At 74.9% G+C, this 10,822-nt stretch carries 6 protein-coding genes; 3 read left to right on the top strand and 3 right to left on the bottom strand.

What is annotated here, in order from left to right; genetic code table 11:
- Positions 1-108 precede the first annotated feature (108 nt).
- From AB0J46_RS28380 to glf, 3 genes are read left to right on the top strand one after another with little or no spacing between them, the layout of a single operon-like run.
- On the top strand, positions 109-1,905 hold the full coding sequence (locus AB0J46_RS28380; RefSeq protein ID WP_364337071.1) for a carbamoyltransferase C-terminal domain-containing protein: 1,797 nt from the start codon (positions 109-111) through the stop codon (positions 1,903-1,905).
- Positions 1,902-2,540, top strand: a complete 639-nt coding sequence (locus tag AB0J46_RS28375; protein WP_364337069.1) for a hypothetical protein — start codon at positions 1,902-1,904, stop codon at positions 2,538-2,540. Before AB0J46_RS28380 ends, AB0J46_RS28375 begins: the two co-directional genes overlap by 4 nt.
- Entirely contained in the window at positions 2,537-3,685 is a 1,149-nt protein-coding gene (gene glf, locus AB0J46_RS28370) for a UDP-galactopyranose mutase (RefSeq protein WP_364337067.1), read from the top strand. Before AB0J46_RS28375 ends, glf begins: the two co-directional genes overlap by 4 nt.
- Before the next feature lie 176 nt (positions 3,686-3,861).
- Here glf and AB0J46_RS28365 read toward each other — a convergent pair whose 3' ends face one another.
- From AB0J46_RS28365 to AB0J46_RS28355, 3 genes are read right to left on the bottom strand one after another with little or no spacing between them, the layout of a single operon-like run.
- A complete protein-coding gene (locus AB0J46_RS28365; RefSeq protein WP_364337065.1) occupies positions 3,862-6,033 on the bottom strand; it encodes a hypothetical protein in 2,172 nt (723 codons plus the stop codon).
- A complete protein-coding gene (locus AB0J46_RS28360; RefSeq protein ID WP_364337063.1) occupies positions 6,030-9,662 on the bottom strand; it encodes a DUF5682 family protein in 3,633 nt (1,210 codons plus the stop codon). The genes AB0J46_RS28365 and AB0J46_RS28360 overlap by 4 nt, the downstream gene beginning before the upstream one ends.
- On the bottom strand, positions 9,659-10,810 hold the full coding sequence (locus tag AB0J46_RS28355) for an AAA family ATPase (RefSeq protein ID WP_364337061.1): 1,152 nt from the start codon (positions 10,808-10,810) through the stop codon (positions 9,659-9,661). The genes AB0J46_RS28360 and AB0J46_RS28355 overlap by 4 nt, the downstream gene beginning before the upstream one ends.
- Between the last annotated feature and the right edge of the window lie 12 nt (positions 10,811-10,822).

Below are 10,822 nucleotides of genomic sequence, written 5' to 3'. Positions count from 1 at the left end.
ATCCATACGCGTCAGACAAAAGCTAGGTATTGATTTCTTTCCGGACGGTTTGTTAGGAAGATCTCCGACGCGGGGCCGCTGGGTCATGCGCATTGTCAGGGGGCATTCATGTATGTGCTCGGCATCAGCCAGGTCCACGACTCGGCGGCGGCCCTGGTGGCCGACGGGAAGATCGTGGCCTTCGCCGAGGAGGAGCGGTTCACCAGGGTCAAGCACGACGGCCGGTTTCCCGCGCAGGCCGTGCGCTACTGCCTGGAGGAGGCCGGCATCACGCTGGCCGACGTCGACCACGTCGCCTACTACTGGCAGGCGCCCCGTGAGACGTTGCACGCGCTCGGCCACTTCGCCCGGCACCTGCCCCACACGCTGGCCGTCTTCCGCAACGACGCCGGCGACTACGGCGACAAGGCCAGCGGCCTGCTGGAGACGCTGTCCGACCAGAAGGGCCAGGCCCACCCGGACGACTACAACGTGGGCGGCGCGCTGCTGCTGCACCTGCGGCGCGGGTTCACCCTGGAGAAGATCCTGCGCGAGTCGCAGAACTTCCGGGGCCGGACGAAGTTCAAGGTCCACCTGATGGACCACCACCGCGCCCACGCCGCCAGCGCGTTCTTCATCTCGCCGTACCAGGAGTCGGCGATCATCACCTGGGACGGCATCGGCAGCGACGGCACCTCCACCTACCTCGGGCTGGGCAAGGGCGGCCGGATCCACGACATCCGCCGGGTCAAGTTCCCGCACTCGCTGGGCGCCATGTACGCCGGCGTCACCGGTTATCTCGGCTTCAACCCGACCCGGGACGAGGGCAAGGTCATGGGCCTGGCCGCGTACGGCACCGACCGCTACGTGGATGACTTCGCCGACCTGGTCCGCCTGGGCCCCGACGGCCACTTCGAGCTGGACCTGAGCTGGTTCCGGCACCACGCCACCGGCAAGCACCAGATGTCGGCCAAGTTCCTGGAGCGCTTCGGCCCGGCCAGGCCGCGCGAGCGCGCCATCCCCAACCAGCACTACGCCGACGTCGCGTACGCGCTGCAGGCCACGCTGGAGCGCACCGGCCTGCACGTGGCGCGCTGGCTGCAGGCCAAGACCGGGCAGACCCGCCTGGTCACCGCCGGCGGCGTCGCGCTGAACAGCGTCATGAACGGCCGCATCCTGCTGGAGACGCCGTTCGAGGACTTCTTCGCCCAGCCCGCCGCCGCCGACGACGGCTCGGCGCTGGGTGCGGCGCTGCTGCTGGGCGTGGAGAAGTACGGCATGCGCCGCCCGCGCGACGAGGAGTACATCTTCCTCGGCCCGCAGTTCGGCGAGGAGGAGATGGAGCGGGCGCTCCAGGACGCCGGCCTCGACTACCGGCGCACCGACGACATCAACGACACGACGGCGCAGGCGCTGGCCGACGGCAAGATCGTCGGCTGGTTCCAGGGCCGCATGGAGTGCGGGCCGCGCGCGCTCGGCAACCGCTCGATCCTGGCCGACCCGCGCCGCGCCGACGCCAAGGACCGGCTGAACGAGAAGGTCAAGCACCGCGAGCCGTTCCGCCCCTTCGCGCCCTCCTGCCTGGCCGAGCACGCCGGCGAGTACTTCGCCAGCGGCTACCCCTCGCCCGTCATGCTGCTCGTGTTCGACGTGCTGGAGCACCAGCGGGACAAGGTGCCGGCGATCACGCACGAGGACGGCACCGCCCGCGTCCAGACGGTCTCGGCGGCCGACAACCCGCGCTACCACGCGATGATCTCCCGCTTCAAGGAGCTGACCGGCGTGCCCATGGTGGTCAACACCTCGTTCAACGACAACGAGGAGCCCATCGTGTGCACCCCCGAGGACGCCGTCCGCTGCTACCTCAAGACCGACATGGACGCCCTGGCCCTGGGACCGTTCTTCACCGAGAAGGACGTTCGTTGAGGCGTTGGCTGTGGCTGGCGCCCGCCGTTCTGGGCGCCGGGGCGGCCACCATGATCATGGTGATCCTGCCGCCCGACCGTACTCTGGACAATCCGCTCGAAGCGCTGTGGAAGGTCAGCCCGCTGGTGTTCGCGGTGCTGGCCGTGGCCGGGTTCCCCCGGCGTCCGGGGCTGGGCATGGCGCTGATGTGCGCGCTGGTGGTCGGCTACATGGGCGTGCTCGACACGGTCAACGTGCTGCACATCTTCTCCTACGCCGAGTCCGCCGACCAGAAGGCCGCCTTCCCCGAGCTCTACCAGTTCATGCTCTTCATGAACTCCTTCACCGTGCTGGCCGTGCTGTTCGCCTACCGGCTGGGCGGGGCGCGCTCCGACCGCGTGGTGAAGGTCGGGCTCGCCAGTGTCCTGGTGGTGATCTCCGGGCTGAACGACCTGTCGATGTGGCTGCTCGGCGACTGGCCGCAGGGCCGGCCCGGCACGCTGACGTGGGCCTCGCACATCGCGGTGTTCGTCGGCGGGCCGCCGAGCGTCGCCGTGGCAGTGATCTTCTTCCTCGTCCACCTCGTCCTGGCCGGGGTCGTGCTGGCGCTGCCCGTGCGGCGGTGGCTGGACCGGCTCGTCCCCGCAGCCGCATGAACGCCGACTTAGTCGTCGTCGGCTCCGGTCTGTTCGGGCTGACCGTGGCCGAGCGGTGCGCGTCCGAGCTGGGGATGCGCGTGCTGGTGCTGGAGCGCAGGGACCACGTCGGCGGCAACTCCTACAGCGAGCGCGAGCCGCAGACCGGCATCGAGGTCCACCGGTACGGGTCGCACCTGTTCCACACGTCCAACGCGCGCGTGTGGGAGTACGCCCAGAGGTTCACGTCGTTCACGCCGTACGAACACCGGGTCTACTCGGTGCACAAGGGGCAGGTCTACCCGATGCCCATCAACCTGGGCACGATCTGCGCCTTCTTCGGCCGCCACCTCAGCCCCGACGAGGCCCGCGACCTGGTCGCCCGGCAGGCCGCCGAGGTGACCAGCGCCGGCAACCTGGAGGAGAAGGCGATCTCGCTGATCGGCCGGCCGCTGTACGAGGCGTTCATCCGGGGCTACACCGCCAAGCAGTGGCAGACGGCCCCGGCCGAGCTGCCCGCCGAGATCATCGGCCGGCTGCCGGTGCGCTACACCTTCGACGGACGCTACTTCGACGACCTCTACCAGGGCCTGCCCACCGACGGGTACGCCGCCTGGCTGGAACGCATGGCCGACCATCCCAACATCGAGATCCGGCTCGGCGCCGACTTCTTCGACCTGCGGGAGAGCCTGGCCGGCGCGGTGCCCGTCGTCTACACCGGGCCGCTGGACCGCTACTTCGGCTACGCCGAGGGCGAACTGGGCTGGCGGACGCTCGACTTCGAGACGTCCGTGCTGCCGACCGGCGACTTCCAGGGCACGTCTGTGATCAACTATGCCGACGAGGACCTGCCGTGGACGCGCGTCCACGAGTTCCGCCACCTGCATCCCGAACGCACCTGGTACCCGTCCGACGCCACCGTGATCATGCGGGAGTACTCGCGCTTCGCCGGTCGGGCCGACGAGCCGTACTACCCGATCAACACGCCGCAGGACCGTGCCCGGCTGCGCCGGTACCGCGACCTGACCAAGGGCGAGCGGGACGTCTGGTTCGGCGGACGCCTGGGCACCTACCAGTACCTCGACATGCACATGGCCATCGCCGCCGCCCTCACCCTGTACGAAAACCGCCTCCGCCCCCGCTTCACCCCCCACCCCTCCGAATAGGACGGCCCCTCCCACACCTGGTCCTGGGGCCGTTGCCGCCGTGCCTCCTGGTAAAGCGGCCGGCTTTCGGGGCCGGGGCCGTCGTCGCGCGCGGCTGCCTTTTCGTCCCCACCGCCCCCTTTCGCCTCCCGCGGGACCGGGCCGCCCGTGGGGTGGGCGGCCCGGTCGCCGGTTGGTCAGGGGGTGGCCTGCCAGGAGGTGCGGACGAGGGCGCGTTCGGTGGCGGCCAGGTGGGTCGCCGCCGCGAGCCAGGCCCGCGCGTACCCGTCCGGGTCGGCCTCGGCCAGCCTGCCGAACACGTCACGTTCGCGCCGGTCGGCCTCGTCGGCGAGCGCGACTGCCAGGTCGGCGGCCGTGCGGAACCCGGCGCGGCGCAGGGACGCGGCCTGCCCGCGGGCGTCGCCGCCGCGCGCGGACTCGGCGACCGCCCTGCGTCCACCGGAGACGGCCAGCTCGACCAGTCGGCGCACCCGCCACAGTGGTGCGCCGTCCAGCGGGTCCACCTCGGCGTACGCGTCCGGGCCGGGCGAGGGGATGGCGTCGGCGGGCGGGGGGCAGGCGTCGGCGGATGGCAGGTGCGAGCCCTGGAGGCGGTCGTAGCCGAGGTCGGCCCGGCCCTGCCACTCGGGGGGCAGCCTGAGCGTCGCCTCCTCCCCCGCGACCGGCCCCACGGCGAGCGGGACGAGCGTCGCCGCCCGGCCGGGCTCGACCCTGGCCACCACGCGCACCCGCAGGCCGGGCCGTGAGGCGAGCCGCCGCAGGTTCTCGACGTACGCGAGATCGGGATGACGGTTCGCCGGAACCAGCCGGACCACCGGCCCCTCACCACCGACCACCACTCCCGCCGCTTCCTCCGCCTCTCCCACCTGCGCGGCTTCGGCGGCTCTCCCGGCCTCCACCGCTCCCCGAGATTCGGCCGTTTCCGCCGCTCCCCCGGCCTCCGCCGCTCCCCCGGCTTCGGCCGGTTGTGGCGGGGCGGTGGGTGGGAGGTGGCGGGCCAGGACGTGGTCGCCCGCCGCGCCGACGATCACCAGGTCGCAGCCGACCGGCTCCCGTACCTGCTCGGCCGACTCCTCCTCGCTCCACGCCCCCGCCGACAGCCGGGCCCCCACCGCTTCGGACAGCGGCCGGGTGAACAGCGCGCCGAGCGGCCCGTCCGTCCAGGCCAGGCCGGCGACCGGGGTGGCCCGTACGCCCTTGCCCGCGCCGAGGCGGCCGTCCGGGGAGACGGTGGCCCCGGCGATCAGCAGTCCGCCGCGGGCCAGTTGCGCGTGGCTCATCATGGCCGCCCCGATGGCGACGGTCGCGGTCGCCGCGCCACGGGCACGGGCGGGGCCGCCGGGCTTGACGTCGGCCACCGAGAACCAGCGTCCGTCGTCGGTGACGAGGTGGGTGACCACCCCGCCGTAGCCGGTGCTGCTGATCACGGGCTCGCGGAAGACGCCGTACACCTTCAGGCCGCCGTTCGGACGGTAGCCGCGCCGTACGGTGCCGACCAGCGCCGGGTCGGGATCGGACGCGGCCAGCCGGCCCACGGTGAGCAGCAGCTCCCGCAGGGCGGAGACCAGGTCGGCGAGGCGGTGGCTGTCGTACCGGGCACGGGCGGCGCGCAGCCCGCGCACCACCCGCAGCGTGGCGGCCTCGGCCCTGGGCAGCCCGGCCAGGCGGGCGGTGTGGGCGGCTCTGAGCAGCTCAGCCTGCGGCACCGCGCCCGCGCCCGGCACACCCGCCGACAGCACGGCGGCCGCCGCGCGCCACAACCCCGCGGCCGCCGCCACCTGCGCCGCCCCGGGCGCAGCCGGAACGACCACCTCCCCCGACCCAGACTCGGCACCCGCCTGCCCGGACCGTGAACCCGACCCGGAGTCGCCACTCGCCTGGCTGGCTTCTGGGCCGGGCCCCGGCTCGGCACCCGCCTGGTCGGTGTCCGGTCGCCGGGCGGATTCTGTGGCCGGCTGGGCGGGACGTCCGTCGGTGGAGGGCGTGTCCGGTTGTCCGGAAGGGGACGGGGATGTGTCCGTCTCCACGTCCAGGGAGAGGCTGTCGGCCGGGTCGGCCAGGGGGCAGGCGGTGAGAAGGGCGGCGCGGTGGAGGCAGCGGGGGGCGAGGAGGCAGGAGCAGCGGGCCTGCCCCTCCTCCGCGATCACCCCCGACGGCCCCGGCGACAGCGTGACCACCGCGTCCTCACCGCACGTGACCACCACGTCGGTGCCGTCGGCCACCCGGTCGAGGGCGGCGTACTGGTGGACGGCCGCGTCCAGCTTCTTGAGCAACCTGCTGGTCAGGCCGTCGACGGCGGCGGCCACCACGTGCGGCGCGGCGGGCGGGAGCGTTGCAGAGGTGTTCACCGGACTTCTCCCCGGAGGCGGTCCCCCACCCAGCGGGCGAGGGCGAGCGGGCTGAGCGCGGCGACCGGCATGCCGGCCGCGACGAGCTGCTGGGCGATGGGCAGCGAGTAACGAGGCACGCCCTGGTCGTCGAGCGCCGCGCAGCCCAGCAGGTGGACGCCGGACCCGGCCAGCGAGCGCACCTCCGCGAGCAGGCCGCCCACCGGGTAGCCCTCCTCGAAGTCGCTGACGACGACCACGAGCGTACGGCTCGGCACGGTGACCAGCGTCCGGGCGTGCGCGAGCCCGGCGGCGATGTGCGTGCCGCCGCCGACCCGCACTTCGAGCAGCAGGGACAGCGGGTCCTCCACCCGGTCGGTCAGGTCGATCACCTGGGTGGAGAACGTCAGGAAGTGCGTCGAGAGCGTCGGCACGCCCGCGAGGACGGCGGCCGTCAGCGCGGACCACACGACCGACGCCTCCATCGACCCCGACACGTCGACCACGAGGATCAGCCGCCAGTCGGCCTCCTTCCTGGCCCGCGTGCTGAACACCGGCCGTTCCGGCACCACCACGAGCCGTCCGTCGTCGAGGCGGCGGGTGTGGGCCAGGTTGGCGCGCAGCGTGCGCGGCAGGTCGAGCCGGCCGCCGGGCCTTCTGGTCGGACGCGGGTTGGCCAGGCCGGTCAGCGCGGGTCTCAACCGGGTCGCCAGCTCGCGGGTCAGCTCGGCGACCAGGCGGCGGACGAGCGGCCTGAGCTTGGCGACCTGCTGCTCGGGCAGCCCGCCGGCCAGCGACAGCACGGACGTCAGCAGCTCGACGGACGGCCGCACGGCGGCGGGGTCCAGCTCGGCGAGCACGTCGTGCCGTCCGGCGTCGGCGGCCCTGGCCAGGACTTCCTCGCGTACGTCGCCGCCGAACAGGGACTCCAGCTCGTCGGACCATTCGCGGGCCGTGGGGAACGGGTCGCCCTGGCCTCCGGTGTCGCCCTGCTGCCCGAAGTCGTCGGCGCCCTCGCCGCGGCCGGCGCCGTAGAGCTCGTCCAGGGCGCGGGCGTACGGGCGGGCGCCGGCGGGCAGCCGTTCGCGCTCCCGCCCGAGCAGCAACCGCCACCGGTCGGCGGGGCCGATCCGCATCCCGCCCTCCACCCGCCGCCCGGACACCGGCTCCCCGCCCTCCGGCCGGCGCGTGGATGCCAAAGGCACCGGCTCCCCGCCGTCCACCGGCGGGACCGGACCGTCATACGAGGCCGGGGCGTCGTGCGGGGTGAGGAGGCCGAGGGTGTGCAGGGCCGTCAGGCCGGCCAGGTCGGCGGCGGTCCAGGCGGCCAGCAGGTCGGGCGGCGCGTCCAGCGTCAGGTCCGGACGGTCCCCGAGCCGCTCGGACACCGCCGCCAGCAGCCGGCCGCGCGCCGCCGGGGCGAGCGTGTCGAACCCACCGCGCAGGGCGGGCAGCCGGTCGAGGAACTCCTTGTCCGCCAGCTCGTCCACCCGGTCCATCAGCGGGCCGAGCGCGGCGGGCGCCGCCTGGAGCAGCGGTCCGGCGGCCGTGAGCACGCCGGTCAGCAGCAGGCTCAGCCGGCGGCGGCCGTCCGGGGTGGTGGCGGTGTCGATCCAGCCGGCGGCCCGCGCGCCCAGGAGCTCGGGGCCGTCCAGGTCGAGCAGCACGCGGGCGGCCAGCGCGGCCCCCTGGACGAGCGGCGCCCCGGTGCTCGCGAGCGCGCCCAGCGCGTCGTCCAGCCGAAGACCCAGCCGGTCCTCCCCGGCCCGCGTGGCAAGCGCGACCAGCGCGACCGCGTCCTCGGGCCGGTCGCTGCCGGCGAGTCCGGGCAGCGACCGGACCGCGGCCTCCAGCAGCGTGACGGCCAGCTCGCCCGCCTGCTCGCGCCCCTCCGGGGTGGTGCCGGGAAGGTGCTCGCGGCGCAGCGCCTCCAGCAGGTCGAGGGCGTCGAGCAGCTCAGGGAGGGTGGCCGTGGCGGGCAGCGTGCCGGCGGCGTCGGCCAGCCGCTGCCCGACCAGTTCCGGCAGGTCGCAGCGGGCGGCGGCGCGCAGCCCGTCGAGGATGGTGCGGCAGGTGGGGCCGCCGTCCGCGGACTCGCGCCGGTAGGTCTCCCGCAGCGTGCCCGCCGCGGCCTGCGCCGGGGTCACGCCCCGGACCCCGGCCAGGTCGAGCAGCGCGGGGACGGCGGGCGTCCAGGACAGGCGCCATTTGGTGGTGAGCGCGCCGGCGTCGCCGGTGCCCGCGACCTGGATCGGCTCGCCGTAGCCGATGCCGCAGACGTGCAGCCGGCGCAGCAGCACCTCCCGGCGCGCGTCCAGGTCGGAGCGGAGCGGGTCGAGGCGTACCTCGCGCGGGTCGGGGTCGTCCGGGCAGGGCAGCCTGAGCGCGGCCAGCTCCTCCTCGACGGCGGGGCCGAGCCCCGAGCGGGGGGTGCCGGGGGCGGTGCGGCCCCTGGCCGTCCCGACGAACACCGTGTCGAGCGCCTTGGCCAGCGCGCGTCCGCGGCCCAGGGGTTCGCCCTGGCCGAGGACGGTCGTCACCGCCTCCAGCAGCTCGCCGCGGCCGGGTGCGGGCAGGCCGCGCAGGCGGGCGAGGTCGCACGCCAGGCGCAGCGTCTCGACGGCCTCGCCGGTGCCCGCCGTGTGCCCGGCGGCCCGCAGCTCCCTGCACAGGTCGGTGATCGCGCGGGCGGCGCCGTCCCTGACCCGGTCCGGTACGCCGTCCGCCTCGAACACCGCCTGCTGCCAGCGCGGGTCACGGATCCCGGCCGGGTAGCCCGACCGGGCGTCGAGCAGATCGAAGGCGTACGGGACCAGCGAGGTGACGGCCCGCACCCCAGCGGGCGCGGACCCGGCGGAGTCGGTGGGAGCGGAGTCGGACGGGGCGGAGGCGGGGGCGGTGGTCTCGTCGGCGGCCAGCAGGGCGGGGACGTGGAAGGCGCCCACGACCGCGGCGACCCGGCGTCCACCGGCCGCGGCGGCGGACACCACGCGCCGCATGTACGCCTCCCGCGCCAGGTCCCTGGCCTCGACGCCGCCGCCCGCCGCCGCGTCGCGCCGCAGCGCCCAGCCCACGCCGAGCGCGGCCCGGCGGACGGCCTCCGGCTCGCAGCCCGGCGCCAGGACCTCGACGGCCCGGTCCCACATGTCGTCGCCCGCCCGCCCGGTGCCCGCGGCGGCCAGCGCGTCGGCGAAGCGCGGCGTGTCGGCGGCCTCGGCCTCGGCCTCGGGTCCGGCGGCCTGCCGGCCGGGGTCCGACAGCGGGAGGTCGCAGCACAGCACCTCCACGCCGCGCTCGACCGCCCACCGGATCGCCACCAGCTCAGGGGAGAAGTCGGCGAACGGGTAGAAGCCGAGCCCGTCCGCGCCGTTCCCGGCCAGGGCGACCGGGGCGACGGTGGCCGGGTCGGCCAGGTGGGGCAGCCACTGCTGGAAGTCGGCGGGCAGCTCGACGCACACCGTCTCCGGGTCGGCCGCCTCCAGCAGCTCGGGCAGCACCACGGCCAGGGCCGGACTGTGGTGCCGCACCCCCACCAGGTACGGCCGGGTCGCGGCGGCCAGCCCGGCCACCACCACCCGCGGATCCGCCGGGTCGAGCGGCGCGGCCGGGGTGGCGGGGGTGACCGGGGTCGCCGGGGTGTGGGGCGTCAACGGAGGTTCTCCCGCAGGTCCCAGAGGCGGCGCCACATGGCGGAGCCGTCCTCGGCGCGCCGCCGCACCGGCCCGTCCCAGTAGCCGAGCAGCCGTCCGTGGTCGGCGGGGTCGTCCTTGCGCACGACGCCCAGCAGGTGGCCGGGCACCAGGTCGAGGACGTCGCCACTCGGCAGGTACGCGGCCGCGACGCCGAGCGAGGCCGCCACCTGCACCGCCTCGGCGGTCGACATCACGGTGCCCGGCCGCTCGACGTCCCAGCCCTCGCCGGACCGTCCGGTGCGCAGGTCGCGGAAGACCGTGACCAGCGCCTCCAGCACCGCGTCGTCCACGGCGAACCCGGCGCCGGCGCGCTGGACGACCGCCGTGGCCTGCCGCCGCACCAGGGACGTCTCGGCCGCGGCGTCGGAGATGGGATCGACGGTCTCGAAGTTGAAGCGCCGCTTGAGCGCGGCCGACATCTCCGACACGCCGCGGTCGCGGAGGTTGGCCGTGGCGATCACCGTGAACCCGGGGACGGCGGCCACCTGCGCGTCGTCGGTCCCGGCCAGCTCGGGGACGCTGACCCGCCGGTCGGACAGGATGGACACCAGCGCGTCCTGCACCTCGGGCAGGCAGCGGGTGATCTCCTCGACCCTGGCCACCCGCCCCGATCGCATGGCGGTCAGCACCGGGGAGTCCACCAGCGCGCCCCGGCTCGGCCCCTGGGCCAGCAGCAGCGCGTAGTTCCAGCCGTAGCGGAAGGCGTCCTCGGTGGTGCCGGCGGTGCCCTGGACGGTGAGCGCGCTGGTGCCGCAGACCGCCGCGGCCAGCAGCTCCGACAACATCGACTTGGCCGTGCCGGGCTCGCCGACCAGCAGCAGGCCGCGCTCGCCGGCCAGCGTCACGACGCAGCGCTCGACCAGCGCGCGTTCGCCGACGAACTTGGGCGCCACCTTGAGCTTGGACGGCAGGCCGTCCCGGGCGGGCAGGGAGAGGGTCTCCTCGCCGCTGCCGCAGATGAAGGTCACGACGGCGCGCGGCGTCAGCAGCCAGCCGGGCGGGCGGGGGCCGTCGTCGTGGGCGGCGAGGAAGGCCAGTTCGGTGGCGTACCGCTGCTCGGCGGAGACCACCTGCGTGGCGGGGGTCGCCTCGTCGGTGAGGGTCATGGGGTTTCGTGT

The organism is Nonomuraea sp. NPDC049758 (assembly GCF_040674635.1).
In the GTDB taxonomy this organism is placed as follows: Bacteria; Actinomycetota; Actinomycetes; order Streptosporangiales; family Streptosporangiaceae; genus Nonomuraea.
Note: the sequence above shows the minus strand (reverse complement) of the source record. Positions and strands in the feature narration are given on the sequence as shown.

Coding starts and splice junctions, on each gene's coding strand:
- AB0J46_RS28355 (WP_364337061.1), bottom strand. CDS start 10,810: ATGACCCTCACCGACGAGGCGACCCCCGCCACGCAGGTGGTCTCCGCC.
- AB0J46_RS28380 (WP_364337071.1), top strand. CDS start 109: ATGTATGTGCTCGGCATCAGCCAGGTCCACGACTCGGCGGCGGCCCTG.
- glf (WP_364337067.1), top strand. CDS start 2,537: ATGAACGCCGACTTAGTCGTCGTCGGCTCCGGTCTGTTCGGGCTGACC.